The sequence below is a fragment of the Streptomyces sp. CB02923 genome (assembly GCF_001905005.1).
Classification (GTDB): domain Bacteria; phylum Actinomycetota; class Actinomycetes; order Streptomycetales; family Streptomycetaceae; genus Streptomyces.
This window is the reverse complement of record NZ_LWKZ01000024.1, coordinates 997,392-1,017,775: the sequence shown is the minus strand read 5'-3', so window position 1 is coordinate 1,017,775 and position 20,384 is coordinate 997,392. Positions and strand designations below refer to the sequence as shown.

Annotated in this window: 18 protein-coding genes; 7 read left to right on the top strand and 11 right to left on the bottom strand. The window is 72.5% G+C overall.

Going from position 1 to position 20,384, the window contains the following annotated elements; translation table 11 throughout:
• Positions 1 to 2,322: a bifunctional salicylyl-CoA 5-hydroxylase/oxidoreductase gene (locus A6A06_RS27640; protein WP_079194375.1), complete on the top strand. Its 2,322-nt coding sequence runs from the start codon at positions 1 to 3 to the stop codon at positions 2,320 to 2,322.
• 35 nt (positions 2,323 to 2,357) lie between these two features.
• Here A6A06_RS27640 and A6A06_RS27635 read toward each other — a convergent pair whose 3' ends face one another.
• The 3 genes from A6A06_RS27635 to A6A06_RS27625 all read right to left on the bottom strand — a co-directional run bounded on the left by A6A06_RS27635 (position 2,358) and on the right by A6A06_RS27625 (position 5,124).
• Positions 2,358 to 3,344: a ScbA/BarX family gamma-butyrolactone biosynthesis protein gene (locus A6A06_RS27635; RefSeq protein WP_073764320.1), complete on the bottom strand. Its 987-nt coding sequence runs from the start codon at positions 3,342 to 3,344 to the stop codon at positions 2,358 to 2,360.
• Positions 3,345 to 3,566: 222 nt separating this feature from the next.
• Positions 3,567 to 4,163 carry a ScbR family autoregulator-binding transcription factor gene (locus tag A6A06_RS27630; RefSeq protein ID WP_242440965.1) on the bottom strand — a complete coding sequence of 199 codons (597 nt, stop codon included), beginning with the start codon at positions 4,161 to 4,163 and terminating at the stop codon, positions 3,567 to 3,569.
• A gap of 283 nt (positions 4,164 to 4,446) precedes the next feature.
• Positions 4,447 to 5,124, bottom strand: coding sequence for a TetR/AcrR family transcriptional regulator (locus A6A06_RS27625; protein WP_274535892.1), 678 nt, complete (start codon positions 5,122 to 5,124; stop codon positions 4,447 to 4,449).
• 423 nt (positions 5,125 to 5,547) lie between these two features.
• Between A6A06_RS27625 and A6A06_RS27620 the strand changes: the two genes are divergently transcribed.
• Positions 5,548 to 6,312, top strand: coding sequence for an HAD family hydrolase (locus A6A06_RS27620; RefSeq protein WP_079194374.1), 765 nt, complete (start codon positions 5,548 to 5,550; stop codon positions 6,310 to 6,312).
• A 13-nt stretch (positions 6,313 to 6,325) separates the two neighbouring features.
• Here the strand turns inward: A6A06_RS27620 and A6A06_RS27615 are convergent, their stop codons facing one another.
• Together A6A06_RS27615 and A6A06_RS27610 are read right to left on the bottom strand one after the other, a co-directional pair.
• A complete protein-coding gene (locus A6A06_RS27615) occupies positions 6,326 to 7,198 on the bottom strand; it encodes a PaaX family transcriptional regulator (RefSeq protein WP_073764314.1) in 873 nt (290 codons plus the stop codon).
• A gap of 169 nt (positions 7,199 to 7,367) precedes the next feature.
• Positions 7,368 to 9,047, bottom strand: coding sequence for an AMP-binding protein (locus tag A6A06_RS27610; RefSeq protein WP_242440963.1), 1,680 nt, complete (start codon positions 9,045 to 9,047; stop codon positions 7,368 to 7,370).
• A gap of 256 nt (positions 9,048 to 9,303) precedes the next feature.
• On the opposite strand from A6A06_RS27610, the gene A6A06_RS27605 reads away from it, so the two are divergent.
• Positions 9,304 to 10,440: an acyl-CoA dehydrogenase family protein gene (locus A6A06_RS27605; protein WP_073764311.1), complete on the top strand. Its 1,137-nt coding sequence runs from the start codon at positions 9,304 to 9,306 to the stop codon at positions 10,438 to 10,440.
• An 81-nt stretch (positions 10,441 to 10,521) separates the two neighbouring features.
• Here A6A06_RS27605 and A6A06_RS27600 read toward each other — a convergent pair whose 3' ends face one another.
• From A6A06_RS27600 to A6A06_RS27590, 3 genes are read right to left on the bottom strand one after another with little or no spacing between them, the layout of a single operon-like run.
• On the bottom strand, positions 10,522 to 11,658 hold the full coding sequence (locus tag A6A06_RS27600) for a bifunctional 2-methylcitrate synthase/citrate synthase (protein WP_073764309.1): 1,137 nt from the start codon (positions 11,656 to 11,658) through the stop codon (positions 10,522 to 10,524).
• Between the two features lie 41 nt (positions 11,659 to 11,699).
• Complete coding sequence (gene prpB / locus A6A06_RS27595; protein WP_073764307.1) at positions 11,700 to 12,605, bottom strand: methylisocitrate lyase; 906 nt, start codon at positions 12,603 to 12,605, stop codon at positions 11,700 to 11,702.
• Positions 12,605 to 14,122, bottom strand: coding sequence for an MmgE/PrpD family protein (locus A6A06_RS27590; RefSeq protein WP_073764305.1), 1,518 nt, complete (start codon positions 14,120 to 14,122; stop codon positions 12,605 to 12,607). Before A6A06_RS27590 ends, prpB begins: the two co-directional genes overlap by 1 nt.
• A 216-nt stretch (positions 14,123 to 14,338) precedes the next feature.
• Here A6A06_RS27590 and A6A06_RS27585 point away from each other — a divergent pair, with 216 nt between their 5' ends.
• Positions 14,339 to 15,808, top strand: a complete 1,470-nt coding sequence (locus tag A6A06_RS27585) for a short-chain fatty acyl-CoA regulator family protein (protein ID WP_073764303.1) — start codon at positions 14,339 to 14,341, stop codon at positions 15,806 to 15,808.
• Positions 15,809 to 15,842: 34 nt separating this feature from the next.
• On the opposite strand, the gene A6A06_RS27580 is transcribed toward A6A06_RS27585, so the two are convergent.
• From A6A06_RS27580 to A6A06_RS27570, 3 genes are all read right to left on the bottom strand, one after another.
• Positions 15,843 to 17,330 carry an amidase domain-containing protein gene (locus tag A6A06_RS27580; protein WP_073764301.1) on the bottom strand — a complete coding sequence of 496 codons (1,488 nt, stop codon included), beginning with the start codon at positions 17,328 to 17,330 and terminating at the stop codon, positions 15,843 to 15,845.
• A gap of 7 nt (positions 17,331 to 17,337) precedes the next feature.
• Positions 17,338 to 17,661, bottom strand: a complete 324-nt coding sequence (locus A6A06_RS27575) for a type VII secretion target (protein ID WP_073764299.1) — start codon at positions 17,659 to 17,661, stop codon at positions 17,338 to 17,340.
• 148 nt (positions 17,662 to 17,809) lie between these two features.
• The gene (locus tag A6A06_RS27570; RefSeq protein ID WP_073764297.1) at positions 17,810 to 18,379 is read right to left on the bottom strand and encodes a TetR/AcrR family transcriptional regulator; all 570 of its coding nucleotides are present in this window, start codon (positions 18,377 to 18,379) and stop codon (positions 17,810 to 17,812) included.
• Positions 18,380 to 18,462: 83 nt separating this feature from the next.
• On the opposite strand from A6A06_RS27570, the gene A6A06_RS27565 reads away from it, so the two are divergent.
• From A6A06_RS27565 to A6A06_RS44030, 3 genes are all read left to right on the top strand, one after another.
• Complete coding sequence (locus tag A6A06_RS27565; protein ID WP_073764295.1) at positions 18,463 to 19,407, top strand: NADP-dependent oxidoreductase; 945 nt, start codon at positions 18,463 to 18,465, stop codon at positions 19,405 to 19,407.
• Between the two features lie 84 nt (positions 19,408 to 19,491).
• Entirely contained in the window at positions 19,492 to 20,184 is a 693-nt protein-coding gene (locus tag A6A06_RS27560; RefSeq protein WP_443333787.1) for an SDR family NAD(P)-dependent oxidoreductase, read from the top strand.
• A complete protein-coding gene (locus A6A06_RS44030; RefSeq protein WP_443333786.1) occupies positions 20,154 to 20,270 on the top strand; it encodes an SDR family oxidoreductase in 117 nt (38 codons plus the stop codon). Before A6A06_RS27560 ends, A6A06_RS44030 begins: the two co-directional genes overlap by 31 nt.
• Positions 20,271 to 20,384: the final 114 nt, after the last annotated feature.

Below are 20,384 nucleotides of genomic sequence, written 5' to 3'. Positions count from 1 at the left end.
GTGGGCGTCCGGAAGGTGGCCGTCATCGGGGGAGGGCCGGGCGGCCTGTACGCCGCCGCCCTCCTCAAGCGCCTCGACCCGCGGCGGGACATCACCGTCTGGGAGCGCAACGCCCCCGACGACACCTTCGGCTTCGGCGTCGTCCTCTCCGACGAGACCCTCGGCGGCATCGAGCACGCCGACCCGCAGGTGTACCGCGCGCTCCAGCGCGAGTTCGTCCGCTGGGACGACATCGACATCGTGCACCGCGGGCGCACCCTGACCTCCGGCGGGCACGGCTTCGCGGCCCTCGGCCGCCGCACCCTGCTGCGCATCCTCCACGAGCGCTGCCGCTCCCTCGGCGTACGGCTGAACTTCCGTACGCAGGCCCCGCCCGCCGCCGAACTCGCCGCCACCCACGACCTGGTGATCGCCGCCGACGGCGTGCACAGCCTCACCCGCGCCGCACACGCCGACGTCTTCGGCCCGCGCGTCACCACCCACCGCTGCCGCTACATCTGGCTCGCCGCCGACTTCGCCTTCGACGCGTTCCGCTTCGAGATCGCCGAAACCGGACACGGTGTCGTCCAGCTGCACGGCTACCCGTACGCCCGCGCGGAATCCGGCTCACGGGCCGACGGGGCGGCGGCCCCGGACGGCGCCAGCACCGTCATCGTCGAGATGCGCGAGGACGTCTGGCGCCGGGCGGGCCTGGACCGGTGCGACGAGCGGGAGTCCGCCGACTGGTGCGCCAAGGTCTTCGCCGACGCGCTCGGCGGACGCCCGCTGCGCTCCGACAACTCCGCCTGGATCGCGTTCCGCACCGTCGTCAACGAGCGCTGGTCCCACGGCCGTACGGTGCTGCTCGGCGACGCCGCGCACACCGCCCACTTCTCCATCGGCTCCGGCACCAAACTGGCCGTCGAGGACGCCCTCGCGCTGGCCGCCTGCCTGGAGGAGCACCCCGCCCTGCCGGACGCGCTGGCCGCGTACGAGGCCGAGCGGCAGCCCGTCGTCGCCTCCACCCAGCGGGCCGCCCGCGCCAGCCTGGAATGGTTCGAAGACCTCGCGGAGTACGTCGGCCAGCCGTCCCGCCGGTTCGCCTTCAACCTGCTCACCCGCAGCCGCCGGGTCACCCACGACAACCTGCGGCTGCGCGACGCGGACTTCGTCGCGGCGGTCGAGGAGGAAGCCGGCGTGCCGGCCGGTACCCCGCCCATGTTCACGCCGTTCCGGCTGGGCGGCCTGACCCTGCGCAACCGGGTCGTGGTCTCCCCGATGGACATGTACTCCGCCGACGGCGACGGCACCCCGGGCGACTTCCACCTCGTCCACCTCGGAGCCCGCGCGCTCGGCGGCGCCGGACTGGTGCTGACCGAGATGGTCTGCGTCAGCCCCGAGGGCCGCATCACCCCGGGCTGCACGGGTCTGTACAAGCCGGAACACGAGACGGCCTGGCGGCGTGTCACCGACTTCGTGCACGCGCAGGCGCCCGGCACCGCCGTCGGCGTCCAGCTCGGCCACTCCGGCCGCAAGGGCTCCACCCGCCTCATGTGGGAGGGCATCGACCAGCCGCTGCCCGACGGCAACTGGCCGCTCGTGGCGGCCTCCGCGCTGCCGTACCGCCCCGGCGTCAACCAGATACCGCACGCCCTGACCGAGCCCGAACTCACCGACATACGCGATGAGTTCGTCCGGTCGGCACAGTCGGCCGCCCGCGCCGGTTTCGACCTCCTCGAACTGCACTGCGCCCACGGCTATCTGCTCTCCGGCTTCCTCTCCCCGCTCACCAACCGGCGCACCGACGCCTACGGCGGCGACCTCACCGCCCGGCTGCGCTTCCCCCTGGAGGTCTTCGACGCGGTGCGCGCCGTCTGGCCCGCCGACCGGCCCATGACGGTACGGATCTCCGCCACCGACTGGGCCGAGGGCGGCACCACCGCCGAGGACGCGGTGGAGATCGCCCGTGCCTTCGCCGCGCACGGCGCCGCCGCCATCGACGTCTCGACCGGCCAGGTCGTACCCGACGAGCGCCCCGACTACGGGCGCTCGTACCAGACCCCGTTCGCCGACCGCATCCGCAACCGCCTGGGTGTCCCGGTGATCACGGTGGGCGCCGTCTCGTCCTGGGACGACGTCAACTCCCTGATCCTCGCGGGCCGCGCCGACCTGTGCGCGCTGGCCCGGCCCCACCTGTACGACCCGCACTGGACGCTGCACGCGGCGGCCGAGCAGAACTACACCGGGCCCGGCGCGCCATGGCCCCTGCCGTACCGCGCCGGGAGCCGCACCCCGCCCACCGGCCGAACGGACGCACCGAAGCCACGGCTGACGCTGGGGTGACGCGGCGCGCGGCCGGGCTTCCGGCCGTCGGCGGGTCAGCGTATCGACTGGCTCGCGGCGCGGGCGGTGAAGACGGGCCGCCCGTTCTGCCGGACGGTGATGTCGAGGAGGAGGCGGTCGCAGGCGTCGCGTCCGGCCGGGGTCACCGCGACCCAGCAGGGGGCGTCCAGTTCGCCGTAGCGGCGGAAGGAGCACGTCATGTCGGCGGGCAGGGAGAAACCGGGGCCCGCGGCGGCGTGTGCGGCCTGCCGGGCGGCCTCCATCATCAGCATGCCCGGGGCGTGGTCCACGGGGTGGTCGAAGAGGACCGGGTGCGCGGTGTTCACCCGCAGCTGCCAGCGGTTGGCGTGACCGGTGGGGGAGAGGACCACGTCGCCGGTGCGGTCGCGGGCCACCAGGCGCGGTGTCACCGGCTCCGCCAGGTCCAGCTTGCGGGCGTTGGCCCGCTGGAGGTCGCTGTATTCGCCGCGCAGCCGGCGGTAGACGGCCGGGCTGTGGCAGGAGAAGTGCAGCTCGGCCGAGGCCAGTTCGGTGCCGTCGCACAGGACGCGGTACAGCTGCCGCGCGCTGGCCAGCCGGTCGCCGCGGTACAGCAGGTCGTGATCGGTGATGTGCAGTTCTATCTCGGCGGGCGTGCCGGTGACGCGCAGCGCCTCGGGAACCAGGGAGTAGTGCAGGTCCTGCCAGATGATGGGGTGGTCGAGCGGCACGCCGTGGGCCACGTGGCTCAGCAGGATGCTCGCCTGCCGCATCGTTTCCACCAGCAGCATCGGGTCGTGCAGACCGTCGACGGGGCTGTAGAAACTGTGCGCCCGCGGCCACTGGGCGCTCACCACCCAGGCGTCGGTTCCCGCGCGGCGCCAGTCGGTCAGGAACACCTCCGACACGGCGGTCCGGTGCACGTACTGCCGGGGCACGGTCGTCGTCAGCGGCGGCAGGTCCGAGAGGCTGGTGTGCTCCCGTCCGGCGAACGGACGGTGGCCTGCTGTGGTGGACGGCGCGGTGAGCGTGGCGCTGGCCATGCGGGTTCCCTCCCTGGTGACGGCTCACTTCGCTCGGACTCCGTGAGCCTCGGTGGCGGACCGACGCGGCCTAAGATACAAACCGGATGGTTTGTTTTCTAGTGCTTCCACCAGCTTTCTTGTGGGGAGATGCCGGTGGAGGGAGGGGCCGGGGCGACGGGCCCCGGCCGGTGAAACATACCCGCGGGTGCGGGGAGTCGGTCAGGTGCCGCGGAGTCGCGGTCAGGCCGCGGTCCGCACCGGGCGGCCGTGCGGGTCGAGATGGCTCAGCGCACCCGGCGAGGCCAGCCCGGGGAGGATGTGCTTCCACAGTGCCGTGACGCGATCGGGCAGGTCGTGGCGGTTGGAGCTGGCGTGCGAGAAGAGCTGCACCCCCATGTAGGCCGAGACGAAGAACTCCGCCGCCCGGTCCGGCGCGACCGCGGGGAGCAGCTCGCCGCTCTCCTTGGCCTCGGCGAACATCGTCGTGACGATGTCGATCCAGGCCTGGTACGGAACCAGCGGCTCGTCGGTGAACGTGGTCTCGACGGCGATCCGGGTGCCGGCCTGGAGCAGCGGGTCGTCCCGCAGGGCCACCGCCACCTGGTGCGTGAAGTCGATGGCGTCCTGGAGGCGGGAGTCGCTGACCTGCGGAATGAAGGGGTCGGTCTGTTCCGCGATGACGGCGCGGGCGAGGGCGTCCTTGGAGGCGAAGTGGAAGTACAGGGCGCCCTTCGTCACGCCGGCCCGCTGGATGATCTCCGCCATCGTGGCCGCCTCGTACCCACGTGTGCCGATGACCTGGGCTGCTGCTTCGAGGACGGCACGTCGCGTGCGCACTGCGCGTTCCTGCTTGACCACCGGTCGTCCTCCGTATGCTCTGTGAGGGGGTGTCGTACCTAAGGGCAACCTTACGAGTCCGGTCTGGTCAGTCTATTTTCGGCGCATTAAAAAAGCCAACCATGCGGTATTGAAAACCGGGTTGGCAGCAATGCCCCACCGGAGCCGGCACTTCCCGCCCGCCGAACTCCGTAACCGGCCGCCGGCCCGGGCCGGCGGCTCGTACGCAACCGGATACGGCGGGATTGCCCGCCGAGCGGACGGCCGCGGTGTGCGGGAACGGTCAGTGGGCCGGAGCCGGCTCCGGAACGGGTCCGGCCGCCGCGGTCTCCTCGGCCGCCGTGCCCGCCCCGCCGGGCAGCAACTGCGTCCAGATATCCGTGACGACGTCCTTGTCCCACCACGTCCGGTCCTCGTGGCCGAGGTGCAGCAGGCCGACGACGAGGGCGGACAGCAGCCGTGCGGAGCGCCGCGGATCGTCGCCGGGCGGCAGCTTTCCCGCTGCCCGGTCGGCCGTGGCCTTCTCCAGGAAGAGGGTGAACCACCGCTGCTGGAGTTCCGGTTCGGCGATGCCCGGGGCGGTTTCGGGGCGCAGTTGCAGCCCGGCCCGTACGACGACGTCGGTGTCCACCCGGCCGAGGAGTCCGATCGCGAAGTCCCGTACGGCGGCGGGTGCCGGGTGCGGGGCGTGGGTCAGCTCGTCCTCCAGGGCCCGTAACGCGCCGAGGGCCTCGTTCCGCACCGCGAAGGTGAGCTCTTCCTTGGACGCGAAGTGGAAGTAGAGGGCGCCCTTGCTCAGCCGGGCGCGTCGGCTGATGTCGACCATTCCCGAGGAGGGCACGCCCTTCTCGGTGAAGGCTTCGGCGGCCGATCGGAGGAGAGCCTGGCGGCTTTGTATCGCTCGATGCTGCGTCGGCACAGTGTCCGTCCTGTCTCTAGTCCGGCTGTGAGCGCACCGCATTCTACATACTAAACCAACCATGCGGTTCGAAAACTGCAATAGCAAGTGATTGGTGTTACTTCAGTGTTGCTGTGGTGCAGTTGAGGTGAACGAGTTTCCTGGGTGGTTCACTTGCCGTCAGTTCCCGCTCCAGCATGCCGACATGGGGCGTTGTTCTGGCCCGGCCGAGGCCCCGCTGGGTGCATTGACAAACAGCGCAGACGGTTTTTAAATCTGGCGAAGGCGGGTCAGGGGGCGGACGCGGCTCCGAGACGCCGCTCCGACGAGAGCACGCCAATTTTGGACACCGGTGTGCCACGGCGCGCCCGCAGCTTCCCGGGCGGGCACCGCCGGCACGTCTTCCCGCGTCCGGCGCCGCCGTCACGGACGGTGACCGGACCCACAAATGCACAGGGCCCACAGGAAATCGGAAGGTGTCGAGCAATGCGTGAATCAGCGGGAGCCGTGCCACGTCCCGGGGGCGCCGCGCGGGCCGCGGCCGGCGAGACCATCAGGGCCGCCGTATTCGATCTCGACGGGACCCTCGCCAACACCCTGCCGGCCATCAGCAGACTGCTGGTCAAGGTCGCCTCCGAACAGGGCCGTTCGGTCACGCCCCGGCAGGCCGCCGCCGCGATCGGCAAGCCGCCAGGACCGGCCTTCGGCAAGCTGCTCGCCATGCCGGAGGACCACGAGGCGGTGGCTGCCGCCATCGGCCGCTACCGCGAGCTGTTCGCCCACGAAGTGCTGCGTGAGGGGCCGCGGTTACTGTTCCCCGGCGTCGCCGCCGGGCTCTCCGCGCTGCGCGCCCACGGCATCGAACTGGCCGTGGCGACCTCGAAAGGCACCCGCAGCGCCGAAGCCCTGCTCGACGTGCTGGGCATCCGCGACCTGCTGGGCCCCGTCATCAGCCAGGACATGGTCCGGCGCGGCAAGCCGCACCCGGAGATGGTGCTGCGGGCCGCCGCCGACCTGGGAGTGGCACCCTGGGAGAGTGCCTACGTGGGGGACACGGTCGGCGACATGCGGATGGCGGTCACGGCCCGTATGGAGCCGGTCGCGGTCACCTACGGGGTGGGCAGCTTCGGCGAGTTGGCGGCGGTGGCCGGTACGCGCATGTGCGGCTCGTTCAAGGACGTCGTCTCCGCCGTCGCCGCCGCCCGGCCGCGTCCGATGGCCGCCGCCGCGGCCCACCAGCGAAGGCGCTGACCGCGCGCCGGTGTCAGGTGGCCGCGGCCGCCCGGCCCGGCTCGCCGACCGCCGCCCGCACGAACCGCGCGCCCGTCGCCCGCAGCCGGGCGTGCAGCCGGCCGAAGACGTCCGCCGCGTGGCCGCCCGGCCAGTCCTCCGGCAGGAGGGGAGAGGGCAGGCCGGGGTCCGCGTAGGGGAGGCGGCGCCAGGCGTCGAGCGCCAGCAGATAGTCCCGGTACGCCGCCTCCGGTGGCACGGGGCGGCGGTTCGACCAGTGGCGCAGCACCGGTTCGTGGGTCTTCAGGAAGGCGCGGTGCCGGCCGGCGAGGGATTCCAGGTCCCACCAGCGCGCCACCGCGTCGGCGGTCGGTTCGAAGCCCGCGTGCGCGCCCGTGAACAGGTCGACGTACGGGGAGAGTTGCAGCCGGTCCAGGGTGTGCCGGGTCTCGTCGTACAGATGGGACGGCGCGATCCACACGCCGGGCGCGGCCGTGCCGAAGCCGAGCCGGGACAGCCGGGAGCGCAGCAGATGGCGCTTGTGGCGCTCCTGTTCGGGCACCGAGAAGACCGCCAGGACCCAGCCGTCCGACGGCCCCGGGGACGGCTTGCCGTAGATCCGCCGGTCGCCGTCGTCCAGGAGCTGGTGCGCCGCGTCCGAGAGTCCGTACGCGGCCGCCCCCGACTCCGTACGGGCGGCGACCAGCAGCCCGCGGCGCTTGAGGCGGGAGACCGCCGAGCGCACCGACGGCGGGTCGACGCCGAGCTCTCCGAGGAGCCTGATCAGCGCGGCGACCGGCACCGGGCCCTCCGGGCCGCCGGGTCCGCCCGCCGGGCCGCGCCCGTACGCACCGTAGAAGGTGACGATCAGGGACCGCGGCGTGCCATGTGCGTACTGGTCGCTCACGTGGTCGTTTCCCGCCTTGTCGTGCTCCGGTCGGCGGCCCGGGGGCGCAGGGGCGCGCGCGGACGGCTGCCGTGCCGTGGCCGCTCAGGGCGCGATCGTAGCCGTAGCCGCCGGGACGCGGTACGGCGGCATCGCATACCGGCACCGCCGGTGCGAACGGCGTCACCGGTCATGCCGCGTCGCCCGCGCCGTCACTGTCCGTACCGGTGCCACCCGCATCGCCGCCGCCCGCACCGTCACCACCTGCGCCGTCCCCGCCCCGCAGCCGGAAGCGCTGGAGCTTGCCCGTCGGCGTCCGGGGCAGCGCGTCGTGGAAGACGATCTCGCGCGGGCACTTGTACGGCGCCACGGCCGACTTGGTGAAGTCGCGCAGCGCCGCCACCGTTTCCGGCCCGCGCGGCACGCCGGACCGCAGGACGAGATGGGCCACCACGACCTGCCCGCGCTCCGGGTCGGCCCGGCCGACGACGGCTGCCTCGGCGACGTCGGGGTGGCGCAGCAGCGCGTCCTCGACCTCGGGCCCGGCGATGTTGTACCCGGCCGAGATGATCATGTCGTCCGCCCGTGCCACGTAGCTGAAGTAGCCGTCCGCGTCCCGCACGTAGGTGTCGCCGGTCAGGTTCCAGCCGTCGCGTACGTACTCCCGCTGCCGCTCGTCCGCCAGATAGCGGCAGCCCGTCGGGCCGCGCACCGCGAGCAGCCCCGGCGTCCCGTCCGGCACCGGCCGGCCGTCCGCGCCGACCACCCGCGCCTCGAAGCCCGGCACCGGCAGCCCCGTGGTCCCCGGCCGGATCCGCTCGTCGGCGGCCGAGATGAAGATGTGCAGCAGCTCCGTCGCGCCGATGCCGTTGATGATGCGCAGCCCGGTCGCCTTCTCCCACGCCCGCCACGTCGCGGCGGGCAGGTTCTCGCCCGCCGACACGCAGCGGCGCAGCGAGGAGACGTCGTACCCGGGCAGCTTCGGCAGCATCACCCGGTAGGCGGTCGGCGCGGTGAACAGCACGGACACGCGGTGCCGCGCGACGTCCCGCAGCAACTGTGCGGGGCCGCCCCAGTCGGCCAGGAACGCCGAGGCACCGGCCCGCAGCGGGAAGACCACCAGCCCGCCGAGGCCGAAGGTGAAGCCGAGCGGCGGGCTCCCGGCGAACACGTCGTCCGGCGTGGGCCGCAGCACCTGCGCGGAGAAGGTGTCCGCGATGGCCAGCACGTCGCGGTGGAAGTGCATACAGCCCTTGGGCCGTCCGGTGGTGCCCGAGGTGAAGGCGATCAGCGCGACGTCGTCGGACGCGGTCGCCACCGCCTCGTACGGGCCGGAGTGCCGCCCGGCGAGCCGCAGCAGGTCCGCGGGCCCGTCCCCGCCGTACGGAGTGATCCGCAGTCCCGGCACACCGGCCGCCGCGAGGTCGTCGAGCGCCCGTACGTCACACAGCGCGTGCGCCACCCGGGCCAGGCCGCAGATGGTCGCCAGCTCGTGCGGGCGCTGGGTGGCCAGCACGGTCACGGCCACCGCGCCCGCCTTCATCACCGCCAGCCAGCAGGCGGCCAGCAGGGGAGTGGTGGGGCCGCGCAGCAGGACCCGGTGGCCGGGCAGCACCCCGAGGTCGTCGGTGAGGACGTGCGCGATGCGGTCCACCCGCTCGCGCAGCTCCCCGTACGTCCAGACCGTGCCGGACGCGTCCCGGAACGCCGGGCGGCCGGCGCCCAGCCGCTCGGTCGTGGCGTCGAGCAGCTCGGCCCCGCAGTTGAGCCGGCCGGGGTAGCCGAGGTCCGTGAGGCGCGGCCACCGGCCGGCCGGCGGGAGGTGGTCGCGGGTGAAGGTGTCGGCGTGTGCCGAAGGCGTCAGGTCCATGCCGGGGTGCCCCCTTGCGGACGACGGCGGGGACGCTCGGAACCGTGCTCGGACCTGCCCGGCATCCGGCCGTGGCGTGCTGGGGAAACCGTCCGGGTACTGCCGCGCCGGCCCGCCGTCAGCGTAACGTGTTGGTGACGGCAGTCAACAGAGCGCGATACGGTCCGGCGGCGTGGACCGTACCGGAAAGCCACCCGCGCCGACCGACCCGAGCGACCCGCCCGGCCACCCCGGGCCCGAGACGAGGGAGCCGCCCGTGACCGCATTCGCGCTGGGACCGCAGGAACGGACATGGTGCGCCGAACTGCGCGCGCTGACCGCCGGACAGCTGCGCCCGCTCGCGGAACGCGGCGAGCCGGGCCGCGTCAACCGCCCCCTGGTGGCCGCCCTCGGCGAACACGGCCTGCTGCGCCGGGTGTTCCCCGCCGACGGACCCGTACGCGCCCTCGATCTGTGCCTGCTGCGCGAGTCCCTGGCCCAGGAGTCGACCGAGGCCGAGACCGCGCTCGCCCTCCAGGGCCTGGGCACGTACCCGGTCGTCCAGTCCGGTACGGACGCCCAGCGGGACCGCTGGCTGCCGGAGGTCGTCGCGGGCCGCGCGGTGGCCGCCTTCGCGCTCAGCGAGCCGGACGCGGGCTCCGACGCCGCCGCGCTCACCCTGGCCGCCGAGCCGGACGGCCCGCCGGGCGCCGGGCCCTGGCGGCTCACCGGAGAGAAGTGCTGGATCTCCAACGCGCCCGAGGCCGACTTCGTCACCGTCTTCGCCCGCACCGGCCGCGCGGGCCCCCGCGGCATCACCGCCTTCCTCGTCCCCGCCGACCGGCCGGGACTGTCCGGGGAACCGCTGGACATGCTCAGCCCGCACCCGATCGGCACCCTCGTCTTCGACGGCGTGCCGGTGAGCCGCGACGACGTCCTGGGCGAGGTGGACCGCGGCTTCGGCGTCGCGATGCGCACGCTCAACCTCTTCCGCCCGAGCGTCGGCGCCTTCGCGGTCGGCATGGCCCAGGCCGCCCTGGACGCCGCCCTCGCCCACGCGGCGGACCGCACCGCCTTCGGCGGCCCGCTCAAGGACCTCCAGTCCGTCTCCCACCAGCTCGCCGAGACGGCCACCCGCATCGAGGCCGCACGCCTCCTGGTCTACGCGGCCGCGGCCGCCTACGACAGCAACGCCCCCGACATCGCCAAACGCTCCGCCATGGCCAAACTCCTGGCCACCGAAACCGCCCAGCACGCCGTGGACATCTGCGTCCAGATCCACGGCGCCCGCGCCCTGCGCCGCGGCCACCTCCTGGAACACCTCTACCGCGAGGTCCGCGCACCGCGCATCTACGAGGGGGCGACGGAGGTCCAGCGGTCGATCATCGCCAAGGAGCTGTACCGGGAGGGGTGAGCCCGCCGGGCACCGGGTCCGGCGGGCACCGGGTCCGGCGGGCATCCGCGGTCACCTCGCGGCGGAGGCCCGCATCCGTCGTCACACCACCTCCGGCACCCCTCGCTGCCCCGGCCCGTTGTACGCCCCCAGCGGCCGGATCAGGGCGTTGTGGGCGAGCTGTTCGGTGATGTGGGCGGTCCAGCCGGTGATGCGGCTCATGACGAAGATGGGGGTGAAGGCGGGGATGTCGAAGCCCATCAGGTGGTAGGCGAGGCCCGCCGGATAGTCCAGGTTGGGGTGGATGCCCTTGCGGCGCAGGACCGCCTCGCGCAGGGCGGTGTGCAGGGCCGCCAGGCGGGCCGCTTCCGGGGTGTCCGCGAGGGCGACGAGCCGGTCGGTGGCCTCCTGCATCACCGGGACGCGGGAGTCGCCGTGCTTGTAGACGCGGTGCCCGAAGCCCATGATCTTGCGTTGGTCCGCGAAGGCGTCCGTCAGCCAGGCGTCGGCGCGCTCCGGGGCGCCGATCTCCTCCAGCATGTGCATCACGGCTTCGTTCGCGCCGCCGTGCAAGGGGCCCTTGAGCGCGCCGATGGCGGCGGTCACCGCGCTGTACAGGTCGGAGAGGGTGGAGGTGACGACGCGTGCGGTGAACGTCGAGGCGTTGAAGCTGTGTTCCGCGTACAGGATGAGGGAGATCTCGAAGCAGCGGACCACCGCGGGGTCCGGGACACGGCCGAAGCACATGTGGAAGAAATTCTCCGCGAAGCCCAGGCCGGGGTCGGGGAGCACCGGTGCGAGGCCGCGCCGCCTGCGGTGCTCGGCGGCGACCACGACCGGCAGCTTCGCCAGCAGGGAGAGGGACTTGGCGCGGTTGGCCGCGGTGCTGCCGTCGTCCTCGGCGGGGTCCTCGGCGCCGAAGAAGCTGACGGCGGTGCGCAGCACGTCCATCGGGTGGCAGCTCTGCGGCAGCCGGGCGAGCAGGTCGGAGGTGGTGCGGTCCAGGGGGCGCAGGGCCCGTTCGCGGGCCTGGAACTCGCGCAGCTCCGCGGCGTCGGGGAGGTCGCCGTACCAGAGCAGGTACGCGACCTCCTCGAAGGAGCGGTGGGCGGCCAGCTCCTGGACCGGGTAGCCGCGGTAGGTGAGCGAGTTGGTCTCGGTGATCACGGTGGAGACGGCGGTGGTGTCGACGACGACACCCGCCAGGCCGCGGTGGATCTCCGGTGGGGTGGTGGTCATGGTGGCCTCCGGTGCGGGACGGCCGCCGGGCGGGAGCGTGGTCAGTCGCCGGGCGGGAGGGTGAAGTCGAAGACGGCCGAGTCGAAGGCCGCGTACTGCTCGTAGCCGAGGAGTTCGTACAGGCGGGAGCGGGTCTGCATGCGCGGCAGCAGCGATTCCTGCGTGCCGTCGGCGGCGAGGGTGCGCAGGCCGTCCTCGACGGCGCCCATCGCCAGGCGCAGCAGGGTGACGGGGTAGAGGGCGATGTTGTAGCCGAGCCGTTCGAGGGTGGCCGCGTCGAGCAGGGGGCTCTTGCCGAACTCGGTCATGTTGGCGAGCAGGGGTACGTCCACGGCGGCCCGGAACGCGGCGAACTCCGCCTCGTCGCGCAGTGCCTCCGGGAAGACCGCGTCGGCGCCCGCGTCCACGTACGCGCGGGCCCGGCCGATCGCCGCGTCCAGCCCCTCCACGGCACGTGCGTCCGTACGGGCCATCAGCAGGAAGTCCGGGTCGCGGCGCGCGTCGGCGGCGGCCCGCAGCCGACGCACCATGTCCTCGCGCGGCACCACCGCCTTGCCGTCCAGATGGCCGCACCGCTTGGGATTGACCTGGTCCTCCAGATGCAGCCCGGCCAGCCCGGCGTCCTCCATCAGCTGGACGGTCCGGGCCGCGTTCATCGGCTCGCCGAAGCCGGTGTCCGCGTCGATGAGGGCGGGCAGGCCGGTGACCCGGGTGAACTGCTGGGCGCGGGCGGCGATCTCCGTGGAGGTGGTCAGGCCGATGTCGGGCAGGCCGAGATCGGCGGCGAGCACCGCGCCGGACAGGTAGCACGCCTCGAAGCCGGTGTCCTCGATGAGCTTCGCGGAGAGCGGGTTGACGGCGCCGGGGACGCGCAGCAGCCGTCCGGAGGCGAGCTTGTCGCGCAGGCCGCGGCGGCGCTGCGCGGCGGTGGTGCGGGTGTGCAGCATCAGAACAGGCCCTTCGGGAGCGACGCGTCGTACGCGGTGAGGGCGTCGGCGCCGACGGCCGGGAAGAGGCCGTCCAGGCCGGGCCCGTCCAGCGCGGACAGCCCGTGGGCCGCTGCCAGGAAACGGTCCTGCGCCGCGGGCGCGACGACGCCCTCGGCCAGAGTGCGGAACTTGGCCGTATAACCGTCCCTGCCGAAGGGTCGCGCCCCCGCCGGGTGCGCGTCGGCCACCGCCAGCTCGTCCTCGATCACCGTGCCGTCCGCCAGCGTCACCACGGCCCGGCCGCCGAACGCGCGCCGCTCCGGGTCCGGGTGGTGATAGCGCCGCGTCCACTCCGGGGCCTCGACGGTGCTGATCTTCCGCCACAGCTCCACGGTCTCCGGCCGCGCCGCGCGCGCGGGCGCGTACGAGCGTTCGTGGTGCCAGCCCCCGTCCTCCAGCGCCACCGCGAAGATGTACGGCACCGAGTGGTCCAGCGTCTCGCGGCTGGCCTCCGGGTCGTACTTCTGCGGATCGCCGGAGCCGGAACCGATCACCTGGTGCGTGTGGTGGCTGGTGTGCAGCACGATCCCACGCACCTTCTCCAGCGGCCCGGTGCGCTCCCGCAGCCGCCGCGCCAGGTCGATGACGGCCTGCGCCTGGTACTCGGCGGAGTGCTCCTTGGTGTACGTGTCGAGAATGGCGCGCCGCGGCTCGCCCGGCTCCGGCAGGCCGACCGTGTACGCGGCGTCCGGCCCGTCCAGCATCCAGGCCAGGAAACCGTCCTCGCCCTCGTAGACGGGGGAGGGCGAGCCCTCGCCGCGCATCGCCCGGTCCACCGCCTCGATCGCGGCCTTGCCCGCGAAGGCCGGAGCGAACGCCTTCCAGCTGGAAATCTCGCCCTTGCGGGACTGCCGGGTCGCGGTCGTCGTGTGCACCGCCTGCTGGACGGCCTGGTACACCGTCTCCGTCGGCAGCCGCAGCAGCGCGCCGAGACCGCACGCCTGCGCGGCGCTCAGATGGGCCACGTGGTCGATGCGGTGCCGGTGCAGGCAGATGCCCCGCACCAGGGCGACATGCACCTCGTACGCGGCGATGATGCCGCGCAGCAGTTCGGCGCCACCGCGCCCGGTGCGCTGCGCGACGGCCAGCAGCGGCGGAATGCTGTCACCGGGGTGGGCGTAGTCCGCGGCCAGGAACGTGTCGTGGAAGTCCAGCTCCCGTACGGCGGTCCCGTTGGCCCAGGCCGCCCACTCGGGCGAGACCCGCAGACCGTCGGCGCCGAAGACGCAGGCACCCGGCGCGCCCGTGTGCGGCCGGGCCTGGGCGCGGGCCACGGAGACCGGGCGGCGGCGCAGCGAGGCCATGGCCACCGCCGCGTTGTCGACGACCCGGTTGGCCGCCATCGCCGCCGCGTCCGGATCGAGATCCGGGGCGTCCTGGGTGCCGGTGGCGACGGCCGCCAGCTTCCAGGCGAGCTGCTCCTCACGCGCCAGCCGGGCGGCGCTGGGGTGGACACGTACCTGATGGTCGATCACGGGGCTCCTCGAAGATGGTGCGCGGTGCGGCGATGGTGCGCGGTGCGGCGTCCTACGCTGCCGAGCCTGCCCCGCGACGGGCCCCGCCGCGACCGCTCCACCCTGCGGATTTCCTCCCGTGCCGGGCTGCGGATCGGCGGAATCTGCGAAACCTGCGGATGCTACGTTCGCAACGGGCGACGGAACGACGGCGCACGCGACGAAGGGGGCAGCGGTATGACACGACCGCCCGTCCGCAAGATCTACGCGCACGCCAAACTGCGCAGGCTCCGCCGCGAACACGGCCTCAACCAGGTACAGCTCGCCCGCGAACTGGGCATCTCCACCAGCTACCTCAACCAGATCGAACAGAACCAGCGCCCGCTGACCGCCCCCGTCCTGCTGCGCATCGCCGAGGTGCTCGGCGTCGACGCGGAGTACTTCTCCGAGGCCGAGGGGGAACACCTCACCACCGACCTGCGCGCCGCCCTCGGCGACGAGGCGTGCGGCACCCCGCCGCCCCCCGAGGAGATCGCCGAGGTCGCCCGCGACCACCCCGAGGTGGCCCGCGCCCTGGTCGCCCTGCACCGCCGCTACCGCTACGCCACCGAGCAGGCCGCCGCCCTCGCCGGCCCCGGCGACAGCGCCGCCCTGCCGCCCGCCGAACCGCACGACGAGGTCCGCGACTTCTTCCACGCCCACCACAACCACGTCGGCCCGCTGGACGCCGCCGCCGAGCACACCGCCGCCGAAGCCGGCCTGCGCCCCGGCCGCGCGGCCGACGCGCTCGCCGCCCGCCTCGCCGAACGGCACGGGGTACGGGCAGTCCAGGCCGCCCCGGCCCGGACGGCCGACGTACGGCGCTTCGACCCCGAAGCGGGCCTGCTCTTCCTCTCACCCTGGCTCACCGAAGGCCGCCGCGCCTTCCAGCTCGCCACCCAGCTCGCCCTGCTGGAGCAGGACTCGCTGCTCGACACGCTCACCGCGAGCGCCCGCCCCTCCTCACCGGAGTCGGCCGCGCTCACCCGGATCGGCCTCGCCGACTACTTCGCGGGCGCGCTCCTGATGCCGTACACCGCCTTCCACACGGCCGCCGAGGAACTGCACTACGACATCGAACTCCTCCAGGCCCGCTTCGGAGTCGGCTTCGAGACGGTCTGCCACCGGCTCAGCACCCTCCAGCGCACCGGACGGCGCGGCGTCCCCTTCTCCTTCCTGCGGGTGGACCGGGCCGGCAACATCTCCAAACGCCAGTCCGCCACCGACTTCCACTTCTCCCGCCTCGGCGGCACCTGCCCCCTGTGGACGGTGTACGACGCGTTCTCCGCACCCGGCCGCGTCCTCACCCAGGTCGCCGAAATGCCGGACGGCAAGCGCTACTTCTGGATCGCCCGCACCGTGACCCGCGGCGGCTTCGGCCACCACGCACCCCGCGCCGACTTCGCCGTCGCCCTCGGCTGCGAACTGCGGCACGCCCACCGCCTCGTCTACGCGGCGGGCATCGCCCTGGACGACCCCCGCGCCGCCACCCCCATCGGCCTCGGCTGCCGCCTGTGCGAACGCCGCGACTGCGCCCAGCGCGCCCGCCCCCCGGCAGGCGGACGGCTCGCCGTGGACCCCGACCGGCGGACCCACGTGCCGTACCCGGTGGTCGAGGCCCACCCCGGCCTCCCGGGCCGGGCCGGACCCGGCCCGGGACACTTCTGACGGGCCTCCGCGGCACCGCCACACCGGCGGCCGGTCAGCCCTCGCACATGGGCTTGCCGAGGTTGGCTGCCGTTTCCGCGGCATCCGCATGGGTCATGACGGTGGTGACGGCCGCCAAAGCGACCATCAGTCCGGCGATGACGACACACAGGGTGGAGAAGCCGCTGCGCCGCTGCGTGTCCGGCGCGAGCCCGCGACGCCGTGCGACGCGGGAGAGCACGATGTGCGCGGTCACCGCCAGTACGGCGGCCACCAGGCTCCCGTAGGACAGGGCGAAATGGGTCCACGGCACGGCGATGTACCGGCAGGCGGCGGACTGGTGGTGGACATGCTGCGAGGACACGCTCAGCGTCGCGACGAAGCAGGTGACGGATGCGGCGGTCAGCAGGGGCACGGACAGGAACGCGGTGCGCCGGCGGACCGGCCGGTCCTGCGGCTGCTCTCGGTCGATCCGGTCGTTGTCGCCGGACTGCTCGTAATAGATGATGTCGCCGGGGCGGACCTGATTGCGGGGCACTTCCTCGCCGCCGTGCCGGAGCATGAAGTCCTGCTGGTTCTCGGCTCCGCCCCAGGACTTCGAGTAGTACATCGACTTGTCCCACCAGTCGTTGCCGATACCGCTTTCGTGGCCCCAGGTGTCGTCGCCCCGCGCCCCCGACCAGAAGTCGAGCTTCTTCTGCATACCCGCGTGATCGAGAGCTTGGGACACGAAATTGGTGCAGTTGTTGCCGAAGTCGACCGGATCGTCCTGATCCCAGTTCTCCAGTGCGTATTCGACCATCTTGACGCGGTCGAACTTGCCGTCCGCGCCGCGCATCTCCTGCTTGGCGCTCTCCGGCAGCCCGTCCAGTTTCGACAGGGCGACCGGGTCGGCCAGCATCAGATCGTGCCGCTGCTTCCCGCTCAGGCCGTTCCACCACATGCGCTGGGTCATCGCCCCCGCATCGCTGGGAATCTCGGCACCGAGAATCTCCATCTCCGCCTGCGACGCCTTGTTCTGCACCTTGAGCGCTTCATCGGGATCGGCGACATTCACCTTGGCCGTCAGCATGGCGAATTTTGCCGCGGCCGTGTTGTCGGCCTCCCCGGCCTGCTTCAGCACATGGTCGCGCAGCGCGACGATACGCTCGCGCGCATGCAGCTTGTCCGGGTCCTCACCCGGCATCGGCGCGCCCTCGGGCAGGCCGTCCGTGCCGATACGCAGGCTGTGGCGCTGGGCGAGTTCCTGCATCTCGCGGGCCGAACCGAGCCCGGTCTCCATGCTCTCGGCCACGGCCTCGCAGAGCATCTTGCCGCCGAGCAGGATGCCGTAAGCGGACTCCAGCTGGCCGGCCGGCTTCTCGAAGTCCCCCGCGGCCTTCCGGCCCACCTCGTCGGTCCAGTTGTCCGCCAGCGGCCTGGTGCCGTTGTCCCGGATGTCCTGGGCCGCGCTCAGGGCGTGCTTGGCCGGCGCCTCCCATTCAGCCGCGGCCTTGTGCCATGTGTCGGGCCGGGCGCTGATCACGGCCTCGTAGGTCACCACCGGCCGCTCACGCCTTTCCCAGGTCGTTCAGGCCGTGCCGCAGCCGCGTGGCGGCTTCGTCGTCCTGTGCGGTGTAGCTGCCCGCGCTTTCCTGTAGCCGTTCGCCCAGTTCCCCCATCTTCTTCGCCAGGCCCACCATGTGCTCCTCCCAGGTCACGGCACAGGAGTAGAGGTGGTCGGCGCATTCCCAGCCCCAGGGAGAATGCGACAAGGCCGCCGTCTGGCTCTCTTCCAGGGAATTGTTCAGCTTGCCGGCCACCTCGCGGGACAACACGGTCATATCGCTGCCCGTTGCCCGCACGGCGTGGCTGTTGATGGCGATGTCACCCATGAACGGTCTCCCCCCGTCGATTAATGATCCGAATATCGTACGGGAGTAGCGGAGTAGCAGCCGTGAAAGCAGCGGACGCCGCGGGTGCGGTGGTGGGTGGCAGCGTGCCGTCCGGGGTGGCCGACAGGGGCCCGCGACGAGTCTGCCGTCAGCACAAGGCGCCGGCCGCTCGCACTTCGGTGAGTGTCCGCCGTGCGAGTTCCGCGAAGTCGTCGCGGTTGGTTGCGTCCCTCCAGCGCTCGTAGGCGATTCTCCAGGCGAGCGCGCCCAATTCGGCGGCTACGCGTGACGTCAGGTCGGGAACGCCGCGGCGCTTGAGTGCGTCGATCATCGACGCGATGAGGCCGAGTTCCTTCAGTGCCTCGCGTTCGCGCAGTTCGGGGGTGGCGGCGATCACTGCCGACCTGCGGGCGCTGAATTCCCGGCGATCGGAGGTGAAGGCTTTCCTGCCGATCGCGTCCAGAGCGTGTGCCACCGCTTCGAGGGGGCCGACCTCGGCCGGTGCCGTTTCGATCCCGTCGACGAGCAGTTCGGACATCGCGCCCCCGCCGAAGAGCACCTCTCGCTTGTCCGGGAAGTGCCGGAAGAAGGTGCTCTTCGTCAGTCCCGCGCGCTCTGTGATCGCGATGACCGTCGTGTTGTCGTAGCCGCGCTCCTCGAACAGTTCAAGGGCGGCGACGAGCAGTCGCTCGGGTGCGTGCGGTTGCCAGCGGGCCATGCGGACATCTTACGGGACCTGGTGCCGTCACTCGTGTACGGTGATGGGACTTGGTCTCATCACTTGGTCCGTTGGAGGCACCCATGAGCCGTGCTGTTGTCTACGAGTCATTCGGTGGTCCCGAGGTACTGGGGCTGCGGGAGGTTCCGGAACCCCATGCCGGGCCGGGCGAGGTCCGTGTCCGTGTCACGGCCGCCGGCCTGAATCCCATGGACTGGGGCATCGCCTCGCAGCCCGAGGCCGCCGCCCGGTTCGGCATCGACGTGCCGGCCGGCTTCGGGTTCGACTTCGCCGGGGTCGTCGACGAAGTCGGCGCGCGCGCCGCGGGGTTCGCCGTGGGGGACCGTGTCCACGGCGGCGCGCTGGGCAGGGCCGCCGCCGATTTCGTGGTGGTCAAGACGCCCACCGACGCGACCGAGCCGCTCTGGCGCACGCCGGAGGGCATCAGCGACCAGGTGGCGGCCACGCTGCCGGTGGCCGGGATGACCGCCGCTGCCGCGCTGGCCGCGATCGGCTTGCGTTCCGGCGACACGGTCCTGGTCGGCGGCGCCGCGGGCGGCGTGGGCGTCTTCGCCGTACAGCTCGCGAAGCTCGCCGGTGCCCGAGTGATCGGGACCGCCGCCCAGGGCACGTTCGAGTTCCTGCGCCGGTTCGGTGCCGAGCCGGTGACCTACGGCCCCGGACTGGCGGACCGGGTACGCACCCTGGCCCCGGAGGGCGTGACCGCGGCAACCGACCTGTTCGGCACCGAAACGGCGGAGACCGCGCTCGCGCTCGGCGTGCCACCCGAGCGGATCTCCACGATCGCCGCGGGCCCCCACCCTCCCGGCGGCGTCCGCGCGACCGGCGGTTTCGACGCGAGCCCGGAGGCCATGGAGCGGATCTGCGACGCGATCCTCGCCGGCGCGGTCACGGTACCGATCGCCGCCGCCTTCCCGATCGAGCGGATCCGCGAAGCCGTGACGCTGCAAGCCGGACGTCACGTCCACGGCAAAGTCGTGATCACGCTGCGGCCAGGTCTTCACTGACCCCGCGCCATGCATGACCTGCATGGAGCGTGTCCGCCGGGACGAGAACCGTCACACCTATTCCACCGACAGGAGATGTTCGATATGGGCAGATACGAGGGCAAGAAGGTCGTCATCACAGGAGGCAGCAGTGGCTTGGGCCTGGCCACCGCCCGGTCACTCGCGGACGAGGGCGCGCGCGTCCTGATCACCGGGCGCGACCAGGACAAGCTGAATGCCGCCCGTGAGCAACTCGGCGGGAACGTGATCGCTGTCCGCAGCGACGCGGCGTCACTGCCTGAGATCCAGGCGCTGGCGGACCGGGTGAAGGCCGAGTTCGGCACGGTCGACGCCCTGTTCGCCAATGCCGGTGTCACCGGCTCCGCACCGTTCGAGGCAACGAGTGAGGAGTTGTACGACCAGCTGCTGGCCATCAACGCCAAGGGGCCGTACTTCACCGTGCAGAAACTCGCTCCGCTGCTGGCAGAGGGCAGCGGAGTGGTGCTCACGACCTCGGCCGTCAACGTCTTGGGCCTGCCGATGCTCAGCGCGTACGCGGCCGGCAAGGCGGCACTGCGCTCGATGACCCGCAGTCTGGCCCGGGAACTCCTGCCGCGAAAAATCCGTGTCAACGCCGTCAGCCCCGGGCCGATCGACACCAGGACCATGGACCAGTCGATACCGGTACCATACCGGTACCTCAGCCGTCGGCCGAGGAGGCACAGACGCCGGCCGAGGAGGCACAGGCGCTTGTCGCACAGATCCCCATGCTGCGACTGGGAACCCCGTCCGAAGTGACCAAAGCCGCACTCTTTCTCGCGTTCGACGCCACCTACACCACCGGCACCGAACTCGCCGTGGACGGCGGCGGCACTCAGCTCTGACCTCCGGCACCAACGTGCAGACCCGGAAAACGCGGCCGGAGCACCAGCAACTGCCGCCCGTCCCGTCCTGCCCATCCACCGGGAGGCGAGCGCCTGCCGCCGACCCCACACCGG

What these genes read in the sequence shown, in the direction of transcription:
- A6A06_RS44030 (WP_443333786.1), top strand. Translation starts at nt 20,154, where the DNA reads ATGCTGCGACTGGGAACCCCGTCCGAAGTGACCAAAGCCGCACTCTTT.
- A6A06_RS27560 (WP_443333787.1), top strand. Translation starts at nt 19,492, where the DNA reads ATGGGCAGATACGAGGGCAAGAAGGTCGTCATCACAGGAGGCAGCAGT.
- A6A06_RS27625 (WP_274535892.1), bottom strand. Translation starts at nt 5,124, where the DNA reads ATGCGGTGCGCTCACAGCCGGACTAGAGACAGGACGGACACTGTGCCG.
- A6A06_RS27620 (WP_079194374.1), top strand. Translation starts at nt 5,548, where the DNA reads ATGCGTGAATCAGCGGGAGCCGTGCCACGTCCCGGGGGCGCCGCGCGG.
- A6A06_RS27570 (WP_073764297.1), bottom strand. Translation starts at nt 18,379, where the DNA reads ATGGCCCGCTGGCAACCGCACGCACCCGAGCGACTGCTCGTCGCCGCC.
- A6A06_RS27600 (WP_073764309.1), bottom strand. Translation starts at nt 11,658, where the DNA reads ATGACCACCACCCCACCGGAGATCCACCGCGGCCTGGCGGGTGTCGTC.
- prpB (WP_073764307.1), bottom strand. Translation starts at nt 12,605, where the DNA reads ATGCTGCACACCCGCACCACCGCCGCGCAGCGCCGCCGCGGCCTGCGC.
- A6A06_RS27635 (WP_073764320.1), bottom strand. Translation starts at nt 3,344, where the DNA reads ATGGCCAGCGCCACGCTCACCGCGCCGTCCACCACAGCAGGCCACCGT.
- A6A06_RS27610 (WP_242440963.1), bottom strand. Translation starts at nt 9,047, where the DNA reads ATGGACCTGACGCCTTCGGCACACGCCGACACCTTCACCCGCGACCAC.
- A6A06_RS27565 (WP_073764295.1), top strand. Translation starts at nt 18,463, where the DNA reads ATGAGCCGTGCTGTTGTCTACGAGTCATTCGGTGGTCCCGAGGTACTG.
- A6A06_RS27585 (WP_073764303.1), top strand. Translation starts at nt 14,339, where the DNA reads ATGACACGACCGCCCGTCCGCAAGATCTACGCGCACGCCAAACTGCGC.
- A6A06_RS27575 (WP_073764299.1), bottom strand. Translation starts at nt 17,661, where the DNA reads ATGGGTGACATCGCCATCAACAGCCACGCCGTGCGGGCAACGGGCAGC.